15 protein-coding genes and 1 tRNA gene are annotated in these 16,751 nt (G+C 26.8%); 2 read left to right on the top strand and 14 right to left on the bottom strand.

What is annotated here, in order from left to right:
* Nucleotides 1–2 precede the first annotated feature (2 nt).
* A complete protein-coding gene (locus H0H54_RS00440) occupies nucleotides 3–701 on the top strand; it encodes a rhomboid family intramembrane serine protease (RefSeq protein ID WP_185863326.1) in 699 nt (232 codons plus the stop codon).
* A gap of 2 nt (nucleotides 702–703) precedes the next feature.
* Here H0H54_RS00440 and lepB read toward each other — a convergent pair whose 3' ends face one another.
* Both lepB and dapB read right to left on the bottom strand, forming a co-directional pair.
* A complete protein-coding gene (gene lepB, locus H0H54_RS00435) occupies nucleotides 704–2,176 on the bottom strand; it encodes a signal peptidase I (RefSeq protein ID WP_185863325.1) in 1,473 nt (490 codons plus the stop codon).
* Nucleotides 2,177–2,191: 15 nt separating this feature from the next.
* Nucleotides 2,192–2,911 (bottom strand): 4-hydroxy-tetrahydrodipicolinate reductase, encoded by a 720-nt coding sequence (gene dapB, locus H0H54_RS00430; protein ID WP_185863324.1) that lies wholly within the window; start codon nucleotides 2,909–2,911, stop codon nucleotides 2,192–2,194.
* A 117-nt stretch (nucleotides 2,912–3,028) separates the two neighbouring features.
* On the opposite strand from dapB, the gene H0H54_RS00425 reads away from it, so the two are divergent.
* Nucleotides 3,029–3,114 (top strand) — tRNA-Leu (locus tag H0H54_RS00425).
* Between the two features lie 17 nt (nucleotides 3,115–3,131).
* Here the strand turns inward: H0H54_RS00425 and ilvA are convergent.
* The 12 genes from ilvA to atpH form a co-directional block, all read right to left on the bottom strand.
* A complete protein-coding gene (ilvA, locus tag H0H54_RS00420; RefSeq protein ID WP_185863323.1) occupies nucleotides 3,132–4,397 on the bottom strand; it encodes a threonine ammonia-lyase in 1,266 nt (421 codons plus the stop codon).
* A gap of 23 nt (nucleotides 4,398–4,420) precedes the next feature.
* A complete protein-coding gene (gene ilvC / locus H0H54_RS00415; protein WP_185863322.1) occupies nucleotides 4,421–5,473 on the bottom strand; it encodes a ketol-acid reductoisomerase in 1,053 nt (350 codons plus the stop codon).
* Nucleotides 5,474–5,506: 33 nt separating this feature from the next.
* The gene (locus H0H54_RS00410; protein WP_185863321.1) at nucleotides 5,507–5,821 is read right to left on the bottom strand and encodes an acetolactate synthase; all 315 of its coding nucleotides are present in this window, start codon (nucleotides 5,819–5,821) and stop codon (nucleotides 5,507–5,509) included.
* A 15-nt stretch (nucleotides 5,822–5,836) separates the two neighbouring features.
* Complete coding sequence (gene ilvB / locus H0H54_RS00405; RefSeq protein WP_185863320.1) at nucleotides 5,837–7,531, bottom strand: biosynthetic-type acetolactate synthase large subunit; 1,695 nt, start codon at nucleotides 7,529–7,531, stop codon at nucleotides 5,837–5,839.
* Between the two features lie 24 nt (nucleotides 7,532–7,555).
* The gene (gene ilvD, locus H0H54_RS00400) at nucleotides 7,556–9,235 is read right to left on the bottom strand and encodes a dihydroxy-acid dehydratase (RefSeq protein WP_185863319.1); all 1,680 of its coding nucleotides are present in this window, start codon (nucleotides 9,233–9,235) and stop codon (nucleotides 7,556–7,558) included.
* A 286-nt stretch (nucleotides 9,236–9,521) separates the two neighbouring features.
* On the bottom strand, nucleotides 9,522–10,763 hold the full coding sequence (mnmA, locus tag H0H54_RS00395; RefSeq protein WP_185863318.1) for a tRNA 2-thiouridine(34) synthase MnmA: 1,242 nt from the start codon (nucleotides 10,761–10,763) through the stop codon (nucleotides 9,522–9,524).
* Between the two features lie 67 nt (nucleotides 10,764–10,830).
* Entirely contained in the window at nucleotides 10,831–11,949 is a 1,119-nt protein-coding gene (locus tag H0H54_RS00390) for a DnaJ C-terminal domain-containing protein (protein ID WP_185863317.1), read from the bottom strand.
* Between the two features lie 18 nt (nucleotides 11,950–11,967).
* A complete protein-coding gene (locus H0H54_RS00385) occupies nucleotides 11,968–12,567 on the bottom strand; it encodes a nucleotide exchange factor GrpE (RefSeq protein ID WP_185863316.1) in 600 nt (199 codons plus the stop codon).
* 92 nt (nucleotides 12,568–12,659) lie between these two features.
* Entirely contained in the window at nucleotides 12,660–13,658 is a 999-nt protein-coding gene (gene trpS, locus H0H54_RS00380) for a tryptophan--tRNA ligase (protein WP_185863315.1), read from the bottom strand.
* A gap of 63 nt (nucleotides 13,659–13,721) precedes the next feature.
* Nucleotides 13,722–14,594, bottom strand: a complete 873-nt coding sequence (atpG, locus tag H0H54_RS00375; RefSeq protein ID WP_185863314.1) for an ATP synthase F1 subunit gamma — start codon at nucleotides 14,592–14,594, stop codon at nucleotides 13,722–13,724.
* A complete protein-coding gene (atpA, locus tag H0H54_RS00370; RefSeq protein ID WP_185863313.1) occupies nucleotides 14,587–16,164 on the bottom strand; it encodes a F0F1 ATP synthase subunit alpha in 1,578 nt (525 codons plus the stop codon). Before atpA ends, atpG begins: the two co-directional genes overlap by 8 nt.
* A gap of 21 nt (nucleotides 16,165–16,185) precedes the next feature.
* The gene (gene atpH / locus H0H54_RS00365) at nucleotides 16,186–16,725 is read right to left on the bottom strand and encodes an ATP synthase F1 subunit delta (RefSeq protein ID WP_185863312.1); all 540 of its coding nucleotides are present in this window, start codon (nucleotides 16,723–16,725) and stop codon (nucleotides 16,186–16,188) included.
* Nucleotides 16,726–16,751: the final 26 nt, after the last annotated feature.

Raw genomic sequence — 16,751 nt, 5'->3', positions numbered from 1 at the left:
AAGTGAATTTTTATACAAATTTCAATTCAGATGCTGTCAAACATTTAATTAGTATTAATATACTTGTATATACAGCTACTTTTGTTTTTTCACAATATAAAATAGAAAGTATTCTTTCTTTATACCATCCTTTAGACGAACGATTTGAATTGTATCAAATTTTGACTCATATGTTTGTACATTCTCAACGACTTTTTTTGCATATAATTTTTAATATGTTGGCTTTATTCATGTTTGGAGGACAAATTGAAACCCTGTTAGGAGTCAAAAAATTTATGATTATATATTTTTCATCAGGTATTTTAGCTGCATTATTTCAAATTATTTTTAATACTAGTGTTTTATATTACTTTGTTCAAACTTTAGATTTTTCACAAGCAAAAAAAATGTTAGATTATTTAAACGAAGAACAAAAAATAAATCTTTATAGTTCTATGTATTCTCCTATGATGGGGGCTTCTGGAGCTATAAGTGGAATCGTAGGGGCTTTTGCTAAATTCTTTCCGGAACATAAAATTTTTATTTTACCTTTTCCTTTTCCAATAGCAGTTAGAAAAGCTTTGATTATTTTTATTTTGGGAAGCTTGATTTCTGCTGTTCTCAATTTGGCTCCTGGTGTTGCACATTTTGCTCATATTGGGGGAATTTTATCTGGATATTTAATAGGAAGTATTTTTATGAGAAATGAAACTTTTTATTGATTTTATGACTTATCGTTTTGAAACAAAAAATAAATTAAATATGCAAATGAAAATAAAAAAAATAAAGATAAATAAGAATGTTTTCCATCTATTGTTCTCATTATGCGATCCCCACGAAATTTCCAGTTTAATATATTTAAAGGATTTTCTCTATTCCAATCAATACTCATCCATATAAATATAGGTTTTCCTACTATATGATCTTCTGGAACAAAACCCCAATAACGAGAATCAAATGAGTTATGTCTATTGTCCCCCATCATAAAATAATAATTGTTTTTTATCTTATAAAATTTTTTTGAAATTATATCGAATTTTTTAACTTTTTCATAAGTAAAAATTTCATCATAAATATGAATATTTTTTCTATCTAATTTCAAAAATTCGCCTTTTTTAGGTATATGCAATGGGCCAAAAAAATCTCTATTCCAATCAGTGTGAAATATACAATGTTCTTTAAAATAAATAGGAAGAATATTTTTTTTTATAAAAACCATATTTTCAAATAAATTTTTTATTTGATTTGCTTTTTCTTCATTTAACATTATTTGATAGAAATATTCATCATTTTGTTCTCCTACATATTCAATATCTTTTACATCCATTTTATCTTTCAGGTATTCTATATTTAAAGGAACATTTACCGTTTTAATCAAATAAGATTGTTGCTTTTCTAAAAAAGGTCTTTCTTTTTTATGATTCACAAATAAAATACCTTTTCTAATATAGACTAAATCTCCTGGTAATCCTATACAACGTTTAATATAATGATCTTTTCTATCTATTATCTTATGATTAGAATCTTTAGGAAAATTAAAAACGACTATATCGTTTCTTTGCACAGATTGAATGGAAGGAAAACGAAAATAAGGCCATTTAAAAATAGAAATATAAGATTTTATATTTCCCAGAATATTATTGTGTGTAAAAGGTATAGAAATAGGTGATATAGGCATTCGTAACCCATAATGAATTTTACTGACTAGTATAAAATCTCCGACCAATAAAGTTCTTTCCATAGAAGAGGTGGGAATGACAAAAGGTTGAACTACATAAGTATGAGTTATAAAAGAAAAAATAAATGCTAATAAAATTCCTATATTATCTTCTTTTTTTTTTCTTATGTTATCAGTTTTTTGGATTTGAATTTTTTTAAAAAAATTTATGTAATAAATATATAATCCTGCAGATAAAAAAAATAAAACAATATTTTTTTTCGTTTTTTTTAAAAAATTGAAAATCAAATCCATCCACAAAATGAAAATCAACATGATACTAGTTAATGGAATAAACAATAGAAAAATCCACCATATAGATCTTCTATAAATTTTTAAAAGAACAAAAATATTATATACAGGAATTAAAATTTTCCAAGATTTTATCCCCAATTTTTTATATAACCTCCATGTTCCTAGAATATGAATTACATGTTCAAAAAATAAAAAAATACCACTAAAAATAAAATATTGGAACATAAAAGATATTTTATACTATAATATATCTAAAACCTCTTTCATAGAAAAAATACCTTTTCTATTTTGTATCCATTCTGCTGCAATAACAGCACCCAAAGCAAATCCTTCTCTACTATGAGCTTTATGCTGTATTTTGATATCCTCTATTTTAGATTCATATTTTACAACGTGTATTCCTGGTACATTATTGTATCTTTTTGAGAGGATCAAAATTTTATCTTTATCTATTATTTTTTTTTCGTATAAAATCCATGTTTTTTTCATTTTATTCTTCACAATATCCTTTGCTAAGGAAAGAGCCGTTCCGCTTGGTTTATCTACTTTTTCTTTGTGATGAATTTCTTCTATTGTCACTTCATAATCTTCAGAATATAAATGTAACAGTTTAGATAATTTTTTATTAATCTCAAAAAAAATATTCATCCCAATACTAAAGTTGGAAGAATATAAAAAAGATCCATTTTTTTCTTTGCATATTTTTTTAATAACTTCAAATTTTTCCAACCAGCCTGTAGTTCCACTTACTATAGGAATATTATTTTCTATACAAATTTTAATATTGTTAAATGCAGAATGGGGTTGACTAAATTCTATTGCTACATCTGAATTTGAATCATTCAATAAATGGGCAGAGGGAGTCCCATCATAGCATAATGAAATTTTATGATTTCTAATTTTAGCTATTTTTTCTATAGCTTTTCCCATTTTTCCATATCCTATTATTGCTATATTCATATTTTTTTATTCTTTATTTTTGATTGAAATAGAATCCATTCAAAGATACCTCATATTTTTTTTTGACGAGAAATCAATAAATTAATTCTATCTTTGAACAAAGATCTATAACATAATGCCCACGTGGTGAAAATAGGAAGACACGCCACCTTGAGGGGGTGGTATCCGATTAGGATGTGCTGGTTCAAATCCAGTCGTGGGTACAACTTTATTTTTTTATTTATATAAGAATTCTGAATAAATCTGGATTTTTATTTAAATATTCAAAATGAACTTTATGTTTCTTCATTTTTCCTAGCAATCCAGAAAATTCATTTTTATCTGATAATTCTATTCCTATCACTGCTGGGCCTTCTTCTTTAGAAGTTTTTTTAGAATATTCAAAATAGGCAATATCATCTTTGGGTCCTAAAATATTATTCACAAATTCTTTTAAAGCACCCGCCCTTTGAGGGAATTTTACAATAAAATAATGTTTTTTTTCTTCATACAAAAGGGATCTTTCTCTTATTTCTTCCGTTCTAGTAATATCATTATTTCCACCACTTAAAATACAAACAATAGTTTTTCCTTTTATTTTATTAGAATAAAAATCTAAAGCAGCAATTGAAAGAGCTCCAGCTGGTTCTGCTACGATAGCTTCTAAGTTGTATAAGTCCAAAATCGTTGTGCAAACTTTTCCTTCTGGAACAGTTATGATATCAAATAATGTTTGATTGCATATATTGAAATTCAATTCTCCTACTTTTTTTACTGAAGCTCCATCAATAAATCTATCTATCATTTTTAATGATATGATTTTTCCTTTTTTTAGAGAAATACTCATAGAAGGAGCTCCTTCAGGCTCTACCCCTATAATTTTAGTTTTAGGACTAAATTCATGGAAATGACTTCCGACTCCCGAAGCTAATCCTCCTCCACCAATAGGAATAAAAATATAATCTATGTCAGAAATGGATTGTTGCAAAATCTCGACCCCAACAGTAGCTTGTCCTTCAATAATTTTAATGTCATCAAAAGGATGAATAAAAATTTTGGAATTTTTTTTACAATCTTTCATTGCTTCAAAACTAACTGCATCAAAAGTGTCTCCGATAAGAAGAATTTCGACGTACTCTTTTCCAAACATTTTAACTCTTTCTACTTTTTGTTTTGGAGTAGTGCTCGGCATGTAAATTTTTCCAGGGATTTTTAATATGTTACAGGAATAAGCGACTCCTTGTGCGTGATTTCCTGCACTAGCACAAATAACTCCTTTTTTGAGTTCTGTATTAGATAAACTTATAATTTTATTATAAGCTCCTCTAATTTTATATGAACGTATAATTTGTAAATCTTCTCTTTTTAGAAAAATATTAGCTTCATATTTTTCTGATAAAAGATAATTTTTTTGTAATGGAGTTTCATAAATAATATCTTTTAAAACATTTTTGGCTTTAACTATTTCTTTATAAGAAGGAAAATATCCTTTTAACTTATTATTCAATCTTTTAAAAATAAAAATGAACTCTAATTATGATCTTTTTTTTTCGGTCTAAGATTACGAATTATGGATCCTACTTTCCACAATTCACTTTGTCTCATGTCTTGTAATTCTTTTTGTAATTTATTTCTATAATTTATATCACTATTAGCTTTAATGATTCTTTTCGCTTCGTTTCCAGAATAAACTTCATGATATAATTCTTGAAATACTGGAAAAGTAGCATCTCTAAATTTTTTCCACCAATCTAAAGCGCCTCTTTGTGCGGTTGTAGAACAATTAGCATACATCCAATCCATTCCTTTTTCGGATACTAATGGCATCAAACTTTGAGTTAATTCTTCTACGGTTTCGTTAAAAGATTCTGAAGGAGAATGTCCTTTTTCTCTCAAAATTTGATATTGTGCAGCAAAAATTCCTTGTATAGCCCCCATCAAAGTTCCTCTTTCTCCTACTAAATCAGAATAGACTTCATTTTTAAAATTCGTCTCAAATAAATATCCAGATCCTATTCCAATTCCAATTGATAAAGTTTTTTCCAAGCTATTTCCACTATAATCCTGATAAATAGCATAACTAGAATTAATCCCTTTTCCTTGTTTGAAAAGTCTTCTCAAACTAGTTCCTGATCCTTTAGGGGCTACTAAAAAAATATCTATATTTTTAGAAGGAGATATTTTTGTTTGATGGCAAAAAGTTAATCCAAATCCATGTGAAAAATATAAAGATTTTCCTTTAATTAAATATTTACTAAGAGTAGGCCAAAACGAAATTTGACCTGCATCTGATAATAAATACATGATTATAGTTCCTCTTTCAGATGCTTCTTCCAAAGAAAAAAGATTTTTACCTTCGATCCATCCATCTTTTAACGCTTTATCCCAAGAATAAGAATGTTTTCTTTGTCCTACTATTACTTCAAATCCATTATCTCTTAAGTTTAAAGATTGTCCAGGTCCTTGAATTCCGTAGCCTAAAACAGAAATAGTTTCTTTTTTTAAAATTTTTCTAGCTTTAGATAATGGAAATTCGTCTCTTGTAATAATGGTTTCTTCTACAGATCCAAATTTTATTTTCATAATTTTTAATTAATTTTAATTTATTTAAATAATTTAATATGTTACTAATGGGAAATCCATTTTTTTACATAAATTTTTTCTAGAATTTTTATCTTCTAATTTGTAATAGTAAACATGAATGATTCCAATTAATTTTTCAATTAACTTTTTGATTTTAAATAATTGTTCTTCTTCGCATTCTAAATCAACAACATATTGAACATCATAATTAATTGTTTTTTTTTCATTATTGTTATACGCATTAATATGATTAGTTTTTAAATTTCTTCTGTTTAATATAATAAGAATTCTACTCAATAATCTTGTTTCTTTTTCTCCTGAAATTATTATTCTGAATTGATGCTTCATAATGTTTATATTTTTTTATGTTAAACGAATTTCATCTACAGATGCTCCTGCAGGAATCATAGGAAAAACATTGTCTTCTTTTTCTATTACAACTTCTAGCAAAAAAGCTTTTTCATGATTTAATGCTTTTTTTACTGATTCTTCTAATTCTTCTCTTTTACTCACTTTTTTTGCTTTGATATTATAAGCATTAGCTAATTTTATAAAGTCTGGATTAACTAATTCTGTGCACGAATAACGTTTATCAAAAAAAAGCTGTTGCCATTGACGGACCATTCCCAAGAAATTATTATTTAATAGTATAATTTTAACGGGAATCTTATTCTGTAAAATAGTCCCCATTTCTTGTATTGTCATTTGAATTCCTCCGTCTCCTACTACACAAAGAACTTGTCTGCTTTTATCACCTAATTGTGCCCCTATAGAAGCTGGTAAAGCGAACCCCATCGTCCCTAATCCTCCAGAAGTTATTTGACTTTTCTTGCAAGTAAAATTGAAATATCTTGAAGCTATCATTTGATGTTGTCCTACGTCAGTTACAAGAATTGCATTTTTTTGCTTATATTGATTAATCCACTTGATTACTTCTCCCATAGTAATCCCTTCTTTTTTTGGATTAAGATCTCTTTGTATAACTGTTATTTTTTCTTTCTCTTTAATATGAATAAATTTATCTATCCATTTTTGATGAATAGATTCATTTACATAATAAATTAATTTTTTTAAAGACGTTTTACAATCCCCCAAAATAGGAATATGACATAAAATATTTTTATTAATTTCAGAAGAATCTATTTCCAAATGAATAATTATAGCTTGTTTTGCATACTTTTTAACATCTCCAGTCACACGATCGTCAAACCGCATTCCTATTGCAATAAGAATATCACATTGATTAGTTAAAATATTAGGAGCATAATTTCCATGCATCCCTAACATCCCAACATGTAAATGGTGATCACTATTTAACGCTCCTAACCCTAATAGAGTACTAGCTACAGGAATTCCAGTTTTTTCAACAAATTTTTTAAATTCATCTTCTGCTTCAGCTAAAATTACCCCTTGACCTACAAGAATCAAGGGCTTTTTAGCCGAATTTATTATATTTGCTGCTTCTATTATTTTTTCGTCCTCTATACAAGGATACGGATGAAAATTTTTTATATATTTACAACGTGTATAATGAAATACAGTTTTTTGAAACTGAGCATCTTTAGTGATATCTATTAATACCGGCCCTGGTCTTCCTTTTTTAGCTATAAAAAATCCTTTTTGAATCGATTCACAAATATCTTTAGCTTTTAAAACTTGAATATTCCACTTTGTTACAGGTATAGAAATATCTATGATATTTGTTTCTTGAAAAGCATCAGTTCCCAATAAATGAGAAGACACTTGTCCAGTAATACAAACGATAGGGGTGCTATCTATCAAAGCATCTGCTAATCCAGTAATTAAATTAGTAGCACCTGGCCCTGATGTAGTAAAACACACTCCTATTTTTCCAGTGGATCTAGCATATCCTTGCGCTGCATGAATAGATCCTTGTTCATGACGCATGAGAATATGCGAAATAGAATTTAAGTAATCGTGTAAAGAATCGTATATAGGCATAATAGCCCCACCTGGATATCCAAATATATATTCTACCTCTTCATATAAGAGTGCTTTTATTACTATTTCTGAACCATAGAATAACTTTTTTTCCATATATCCATATATTATATACTAAAATTAATCTGTGATGCATCCAGTGGAAGCTGGAGATACCATTTTTGTATATTTGTGTAGATATCCTTTTTGAACTTTTAATAAAGGAGGGGTCCATAATTTTCTTCTTTTTTGTATTTCTTCATCCTCTACTTCAAGAATAATGGTGTTATTTTCTGTATCTATTTTAATAAAATCATTGTTTTGCACTAAAGCAATCAATCCTCCAGATTGTGCTTCTGGAGTTATATGTCCGACAACAAAACCATGTGATCCTCCTGAAAATCTACCATCTGTAATAAGAGCTACTTTTTTTCCTAATCCAGATCCCATGATATAAGATGTTGGTTTTAACATTTCTGGCATTCCTGGTCCCCCTATTGGCCCTACATATCGAATAACAATGACGGATCCAGGTAAAATTTTATTATTCAAAATAGCTTGATTCGCTTCTTCTTCAGAATCAAAAACATTAGCGACCCCCCTAAAAATCGTTCCCTCTTTTCCAGTAATTTTAGCTACAGATCCTTGAGGGGATAAATTTCCATATAAAATTCTAATGTGTCCGTTTTTTTTGATGGGGTTATCTATAGGATAAATAATTTTTTGATTAAAAGTTATATCTGGAATATTTTTCATATTTTCAGATAATGTTTTTCCAGTAACAGTTAAACAATCTCCTGATAATATCCCTTCATTTAACAAATATTTTGTAATAACAGGCATTCCTCCTATATACATATGTATATCTTCCATTAAGAAAATTCCACTGGGTTTAAGATTTCCAATGATAGGGACTTGATTGCTAATTTTTTGAAAATCTTTTAAAGAAAAATTAATATTTGCTGACTTAGCGATTGCCAAAAAATGTAAAACTAAATTAGTAGATCCCCCCAAACATATAGCTAATTTTACCCCATTTTCTATAGATGTTTTTGTTACAATATCTTTTGGTTTTATCCCTTTTTTTAATAGATTTTCAATATACACGGAAACTTCTTCGCATTCTATTTTTTTATTTTTACTTGTTGAAGGAGAAGAGGAGGAATAAGGAAGCATCATCCCCATAGCTTCTAAAGCAGAAGCCATAGTATTTGCAGTATACATCCCTCCACAAGCTCCTGGTCCAGGACAGGAATTTTTTACTATATTTTTGTATTCATTTTCAGTAATTTGACAGGTATTTTTTTTTCCTAAGGCTTCAAAAGAAGAAACAACATCTAATTTTTTTCCATTATAATAACCGGAAGAAATGCTCCCTCCATATACAATTATAGACGGTCTATTCAATCTTAATAAAGCGATCATAACTCCTGGTAGATTTTTATCACATCCAGGTATAGATATTATTCCATCATAATGATGAGAATCTACTACAGTTTCTATACTATCTGCTATTAATTCTCTAGAAGGAAGTGAATATCTCATTCCTAATGTTCCCATGGTAATTCCATCACTTACACCAATAGTGGTAAATTGAAATCCTATTAAATTCCTATTTGTGACTGATGACTTTATTTTTTTAGCCAATTTATCTAAATGCATATTACAAGGATTCCCTTCATACCAGTTGCTAACTATTCCTATTTGAGCTTTACAAAAATCTGAGTCTTTCATTCCTGTAGCATACAACATAGCATGTGCCGCTGGTAAATTAGGTTCTTTCGTGATTTTTCTACTAAAATCGTTAATTATTTTTTTCATGAAACATTTTAATAAATCAAAAAGCCCTACTTATCTATCAAGTAGGGATAAAAAAAACACCAAACTTGAATAGTTTTATGAAAAAACTATACAAAATATTGAATTATATAATATGCAAAAATATGAAAAAAATATATTATATAAAAGCAGTTTTTAGGTGTTTATTTTTAAAAAATTATTATTTTTTGATTTATTAATGAATATATTATAAAGTTTGCAATGAAGTATTATTTATACAGTACATTTTTATTTTTTTGAAAAAAATATTAATTTTTTTTAATTTTTATTAAAAAATAAATTTATATATACAAAATATATTCAATTTTATTAAAAAAATAAAATATAAAATAATAGAAATGATTCCTGACCCTATCAACTCTTTTCCAAGATACCAGACAGCAAATTGTCCTTCGGTTATGGAACATTGCATTCGATCAAACTCAATAAACATTCCTTTTTTTATTTTATATAATTTTGATTTTTGTAATGGTTGTCTATAACGAATTCTACAAAATACATCCATTTTTTCTCCATCTAAAAGAGTTAGATCTTTCCGGATCCAATGAATATTTTCTTCCTGAATAAATAAAGATTTTCTATATAATCCTGGATGTTCTTTCCCCATTCCTATATAAACAATATTTTCTTTTACATCAGTATCTATGACAAAAAGAGGCTTTTTATAACCCCCTAATGCTATTCCTTTACGTTGTCCTTTCGTAAAATAATAAGCTCCTTGATGATATCCAATTATTTTTCCATCAGATTTTCTGTATTTTATTTTTCTAGATAAAAAAAATAATTCTTCTTCTTTAGAAAAGAAGATTTTTTTTTCATTATATAATGAAGCATTAGAATTAATACAGATTATTTCTCCTTTTTTGGGAATAATTCTTTTTTTAAGAAAATTGGGAAAATTCACTTTTCCTACAAAACATAAACCTTGTGATTCTTTTTTGTGAGCATTCCGTAATTTATATTTCACCGCAATTTTCCTTACTTGATTTTTAGTTAATAAACCTAATGGAAATAAAGATTTTTCCAATTGATATTGTGTTAATTGACATAAAAAATATGACTGATCTTTATTAAAATCTTCTCCAATTAAAAGACGATAAATTATTTTCTTATTTTTTACAATTTTTTTTTTATTTACATAATGTCCTGTGGCAATAAAATCAGCCCCTAAATCAAGGGATTTTTTCAAAAAAACGTTAAATTTTATTTCTCGATTACACAAAATATCTGGATTAGGAGTTTTTCCTAATCTATATTCATTGAACATATAATTTATAACGTATTTTTTATATTCATTTTTCATTTCAATTATTTGAAAAGGAATATCTAATTGTTTAGCAACTAACATAGCGTCAATGCTATCTTCTTTCCAATGACATTTATTATTAGAATCTTCCTCTTCCCAATTATGCATAAATAAACCAATAACTTTATAACCTTTTTTTTTAAGAATTAATGCAGCAACACTTGAATCGACACCCCCTGATAGCCCAACTATTACTTTTTGCATGTTATATAAACTATAAAAATAAAACAGTAAAAATAATAACCTAGTAAATTTTGAGTTTTTTTTTGATTTAAGAAAACATTTCTCTTACACGATCAAAAAACGATTTTTCTGAATTTCCTGGATGAGGAAGAAAATTTTCACTTTTTCTCATTTTTTCAAAAAATTTTCTTTGTTCTTCATTAATTTTTTTTGGAGTCCAAACATTCACATGAATCAAAAGACTTCCATGCCCATATCCTTCAAGATTAGGCAATCCTTTGTTTTTCAATCTAAGAGTTTTTCCGGATTGTGTTCCTGGATCTATTTTGATTCTTGCTTTTCCATTAATAGTAGGAACTTCTTTTAACGCTCCTAATATTGCATCTGGAAACGATATATACAAATCATAATGAAGATTGTTCCCTTCTCTTTTTAATTGTGGATGAGGAATCTCCTCAATTAATACAATCAAATCCCCAGGAATTCCACCAAATGGTGCTTCATTTCCTTTTTCAGAAACTTTTAATTGAATTCCTTCTGTAAGACCTGCTGGAATTTTAATATTGACTAATTCTTCTTCTTTAATTAATCCATGTTTATTAGCTCCATAAGGAATATTTTCAATGATTTTTCCAGTTCCATAACATATATTGCATTGAGAAGTGGTTTGCATTCTTCCCAAAATAGTATTGGTAACTCGTGTAATTTGACCGCTACCATTACAAGATATACAATTTTTAAATTTGATCCCTTTAGCAACTTTAAGCCTCTTAACTTTAACTTTTTTTTCTACCCCATTAGCTATTTCTTCTAATAAAAGTTTTACTCTGATTCTTAAATCACTCCCTTTAATAGTTTTATGTCTAGTTGATCTTCCAAAACCGAAACTGGAAAACCCCTCTCCAAATGCGTCAGCAAAGATATCACCAAAATTTGCGAAAATATCTTCCATATTCATTCCTGAACTAGAACCAGTTCCTTTTATTCCAGAATGTCCAAATTTATCGTAACGTTGCCTTTTTTCTGGATTACTTAAAACTTCATAAGCTTCAGCAGCTTCTTTAAATTTTTCTTCGGCTTTCTTTTTATTATCTAAATTCTTATCTGGATGATATTTTATTGCTAATTTTCGATAAGCTTTTTTAATTTCTTCTGGAGGAGCTTCTCTAGAAACTCCTAATACTTCGTAATAATCTTTTTTCATCATGAAGACAAAAATTGTTAATTATTTTCCGGTAATGACTTTAGCATGTCGTATAACTTTTTCTTTTAGAAGATATCCAGCTTCTATAATTTCTATGATTTTTCCTTTTAAATTTTCTGTAATAGCTGGAATTTGTGTTATCGCTTCATGAAAATCTGTGTTAAAATCATCTCCTTTTTTTATTTTTATTTTACTTAATCCTTTTTCTTTTAAAATTTTAATAAATTTTTCCTGTATCAAAAATACTCCTTTTACAAGATGTTCATCTTGATATTTTCTTAATTCTTTAATTCCTCTTTCAAAATCATCTAAAATTGGAATTAAATCTATAATAATTTGTTCATGAACATCTCTAAAAATATCAACCCTTTCTTTTTGAATACGTTTTTTATAGTTTTCAAATTCTGCAAAAAGACGTAAAAATTTATCTTTTTCTTTTTCTAATTCCTTTTTAAGAAATTTAATTTCTTTTTTGTAATAATAAGAGGAATCAGATGTTTTTTCATCTGTTTCATTATATGATTTTGATCGTTTCTCAGTATTTTTCTCAGTATTTTTCTCAGTATTTTTCTCAGTATTTTTCTCAGTATTTTTCTCAGTATTTTTTTGAGTGATATCCATAATATAAAAAATATTTTCAATATTAATTCTATGGACTTAGGAGCAAAAGATTTGCCAAAAATTAAAATTATGTCATAATGACACTAAATTAATCAAATTATAGAATTGAAATTCAAATATTTTCTAATAAAATTTAATCTTTCGTGAGCTATACTTTTTGCTTTTTTAGCTCCTAGAAATAAAATATGATCTAATAAAGATTTATTTTTCATAAAAGAAAAAAATTTCTTTCTCTCCGACGAGAATTTATGAATGATATGTTCATATAATGCAATTTTTGCTTCATAATATCCATATCCTCCTTTGATATATTTTTTTTTCATAATATCTATTTCTTCCACAGAAGCTAGTAAACTGTATAAAGACATAATATAATCATTTTCAGGTTTTTTCTTTTCTTCTACGGATTTACTATCTGTGCGAATACTCATAATTTGTTTCTTCAAAATTTCATCAGAAGAAAAAATATCAATACAATTTTTTTGAGATTTACTCATTTTTTTTCCATCTGTTCCTAACACGAACATACTTTTTTTTTGTAAAAATGCATTAGGTAACACAAATAATTTTTTTCCTATTTTTTTATTAAAATAATTAGCTATACGACGAGCTATTTCTATATGTTGTAATTGATCCATTCCTACTGGAACAATTTTTGCATTATAAAGTAAAATATCGGCAGCCATTAAAATAGGATAAGTAAATAAACCGGCGCTTATTTTGCTTTGATCTATTTTTTTCATTTCTTTTTTGAAAGCATGAGATAATGCAAGTCTTTTGTATGGATACAAACAATTGAAATACCAAGCTAATTCAGTTACCAATGAAACATCGGATTGTCTATAAAATAAACAATTATCAACATTTAACCCAAAAGCTAACCATGCAGCTGCAATTTGATAAGTATTATTTTTTATTGCTTTTATATTTATATGATTCATTTGAACCATAGAATGTAAATCTGCTATAAATATAAATGAGGAATGTTTTATGTTTTTATTAGCCATGGATACAGACGGAATAATAACACCTAAAATATTTCCTAAATGAGGAGACCCTGTACTTCTAATTCCTGTTAACATATTTTCCATAATTATATTTTTTTTGTAAAAATTTGTAAAAAAATGGATAATTGGAATTTTTATTATTTTTTTTTATTTCATAGATTCTAATCCACTGATAATTTCAAGTATTTCTTTAGTTATTGTAGTTTGTCTTTCTTTATTGTAATTTAATATCAAATCATGTTTAATATCATATGCATTTTCTGTAGCTTTATGCATAGATATCATACGAGCTGTATATTCTGCTGTAGTAGATTCCCAAAAAATTTTCAATAATTTAGCGTTTAAAAATTTTGGAATCAAAAAATTGAATATTTTTTTTTGAGAAGGTTCTAAAATATAGGAAATTTCTAGTATTTTTTTTTTTAAATCTTTAGCAGTAATTGGAAGAAATTTTTCTACAATTGTTTCTTGAAATAAGGAATTTTTTAAATGGTTATATATTAAATAAATAGAAGAAAATTTATTTTTGAAAAAACCCAAAATCAACTCTGATACTAAAGATATAATTTTTTGATTCGATAAATTGCTTTCGATACAATTCTTATTATATATCACATATTTCCTGTTTTTACACAAAAAATCAAATCCTTTTTTTCCAATAGATAAAAACATACATTCATTATGTAAATTTCCTTTTTTTTGAAAAATATCATGAATTTTTTCAAAAATAGAAGAATTAAAAGAGCCACATAAACCACGATCAGAAGTAAATACAATAAATAATTGTATTTTTCCTTTTTTTTCTAAAAAATATTTATTTTTTTCAGTAATTTTTTTGTTTTCTATTAACAAAATATCTAAAAGAATCATTTCTATATAATCCAAATAAATTTTGGATTGGAGAAGTAAATCTTTTGTTTTTCGTAATTTTACTACAGAAATCATTTTCATTGCTTCTGTAGTTTTTATAACTGATTCTACAGACAGTATTCTTCTTTTGATTTCTTTGAGATTAGACATATTTATCACTTAATTCTAAAACTACTGTTTCTAAAATATTTGATATTTCTTCGTTTAAAATTCCACTTCTTAAAGAAGTTAAAATATTTTCATGTTTCTCTTTTAGATAAAAAAGATATTCTTTTTCAAAATCTGAAATTCTATCAATGGGAATCTTATGAAGTAAATTTTTAGTTCCAGCATAAATAATAGCTATCTGATCTGCTATATCATAAGGAGTATGAGAAGGTTGTTTTAATATTTCTATATTAATTCTTCCTTTTTTTAGGATATTCATAGTGTATGAATCCAATTCTGAACCAAATTTAGAAAAAGATTCTAATTCTCTAAATTGAGCTTGATCTAATTTTAAAGTTCCAGATATTTCTCTCATAGATTTAATTTGTGCAGATCCTCCTACACGAGAAACAGATATACTTTCATTAATTGCAGGACGCACTCCAGAATGAAATAAATCTTTTTCTAAAAAAATTTGTCCATCTGTAATAGAAATAACATTCGTAGGAATATAAGAAGATATGTCTCCAGACTGAGTTTCAATAATAGGTAATGCAGTTAAAGATCCTCCCCCTTTGATTTTTTTTATAATAGAAAATGGAATATCATTCATATTTTCAGCCATTTTTTGATCTTTTATAATTTTAGCTGATCGTTCTAAAAGACGAGAATGTAAATAAAAGACATCTCCGGGATAAGCTTCTCTACCAGGAGGACGTCGTAATAATAAGGATATTTCCCTATAAGAAACCGCTTGTTTTGAAAGATCATCGTATACGACTAAGGAAGAGCGACCTGTGTCCCTAAAATATTCACCTATAGCAGTTCCAGAAAATGGAGCAAAAACTTGCATAGAAACTGGATCAGAAGAAGTCGCAGAAACTATAATTGTGTAAGACATTGCTCCTTTTTCTTGTAAAATTTTTGCAATTCTCGCTATTGTAGAACCCTTTTGACTAATAGCTACATAAATGCAATAAACAGGTTTATTTTGTTCAAAAAATCTTTTTTGATTAATAATTGTATCAATAGCTATAGTTGTTTTTCCAGTTTGTCTATCACCAATAATTAATTCTCTTTGTCCTTTTCCTATGGGAATCATAGAATCTATAAATTTTATACCTGTTTGAAGTGGTTCTTTAACAGGTTCTCTGTAAATAACACCTGGAGCCTTTCTTTCTAACGGCATTTCAAATAGGTCTCCTTCTATAGAACCTTTTCCATCTATAGGATCTCCTAATACATTTACAATACGACCTAACATATTTTCCCCTACTTTGATTGAAAAAATTTTTTTAGTTCTTTTTACTATGTCTCCTTCTTTCAAATTTTTTGGGGGACTAAGTAAAACTATACTTACATGATCTTCTTCTAGATTCAAAACCATTCCTTTTGTTCCATCATGAAATTCAACTAATTCTCCATAAAAAGCGGAATTAAGGCCAAAAGATCTAACAACTCCATCCCCTATTTGAACAATCACCCCAAATTCGGATAATTTTGTTTCAAATTGAAAATTTGATAATTCCTTCTTAAGAATTGATGAAATTTCAGAATATTTTAAATCTGACATATGAAAATAAAATCTTTATATTTAGTAATTTTGAAATATGTTTTTAATATAAGACAATTGTTCTTGAATACTAAAATTCCATTCTTTATATCCTACACGGAATATAAAACCTCCAATAATAGATTTATCAATTCTATTTATGATATGAAATCTTTTTTTATTAGATACTATTTTATGTGCAATTGTTTTTTGTATATCCTTTCTCAAAGGAAAGGCAGAAATCATAATAGATTCCACAAATCCTTTTTGATTTTCTTCGTATATTTTTTGGTATTCTAAAAAAATTTCTTTTAAAAGAGATTCTCTTTTTCTTATAGTTAAAAGTTTAATAAATTGAAAAAGTAAAAAATCAAAATTATAAAATATTTTTTTTAAAATTTTGATTTTTTTTTCATAACCCAACATGGAAGTATGGAGAATCATACATATTTCTGTGTTTTTATTTAAAAAAAAAGATATTTCTTTCATTTTCTCATAAGTAATATCGCTATTTTTATTAATAAGAGAATATTCTAAAAAAACTTTAGCGTAATGTTGAATTATTTTTTTATTTGAAAACATTTCGAATATTTCAATAAAATTAGTTT

It is taken from the genome of Blattabacterium cuenoti (genome assembly GCF_014251815.1).
Lineage (GTDB): Bacteria > Bacteroidota > Bacteroidia > Flavobacteriales > Blattabacteriaceae > Blattabacterium > Blattabacterium cuenoti_E.
Note: the sequence above shows the minus strand (reverse complement) of the source record. Positions and strands in the feature narration are given on the sequence as shown.

Coding starts and splice junctions, on each gene's coding strand:
- ilvD (WP_185863319.1), bottom strand. CDS start 9,235: ATGAAAAAAATAATTAACGATTTTAGTAGAAAAATCACGAAAGAACCT.
- atpH (WP_185863312.1), bottom strand. CDS start 16,725: ATGTTTTCAAATAAAAAAATAATTCAACATTACGCTAAAGTTTTTTTA.
- lepB (WP_185863325.1), bottom strand. CDS start 2,176: ATGTTCCAATATTTTATTTTTAGTGGTATTTTTTTATTTTTTGAACAT.
- H0H54_RS00385 (WP_185863316.1), bottom strand. CDS start 12,567: ATGGATATCACTCAAAAAAATACTGAGAAAAATACTGAGAAAAATACT.
- atpG (WP_185863314.1), bottom strand. CDS start 14,594: ATGTCTAATCTCAAAGAAATCAAAAGAAGAATACTGTCTGTAGAATCA.
- H0H54_RS00390 (WP_185863317.1), bottom strand. CDS start 11,949: ATGATGAAAAAAGATTATTACGAAGTATTAGGAGTTTCTAGAGAAGCT.
- dapB (WP_185863324.1), bottom strand. CDS start 2,911: ATGAATATAGCAATAATAGGATATGGAAAAATGGGAAAAGCTATAGAA.
- H0H54_RS00410 (WP_185863321.1), bottom strand. CDS start 5,821: ATGAAGCATCAATTCAGAATAATAATTTCAGGAGAAAAAGAAACAAGA.
- ilvB (WP_185863320.1), bottom strand. CDS start 7,531: ATGGAAAAAAAGTTATTCTATGGTTCAGAAATAGTAATAAAAGCACTC.
- trpS (WP_185863315.1), bottom strand. CDS start 13,658: ATGGAAAATATGTTAACAGGAATTAGAAGTACAGGGTCTCCTCATTTA.
- ilvC (WP_185863322.1), bottom strand. CDS start 5,473: ATGAAAATAAAATTTGGATCTGTAGAAGAAACCATTATTACAAGAGAC.
- atpA (WP_185863313.1), bottom strand. CDS start 16,164: ATGTCAGATTTAAAATATTCTGAAATTTCATCAATTCTTAAGAAGGAA.
- mnmA (WP_185863318.1), bottom strand. CDS start 10,763: ATGCAAAAAGTAATAGTTGGGCTATCAGGGGGTGTCGATTCAAGTGTT.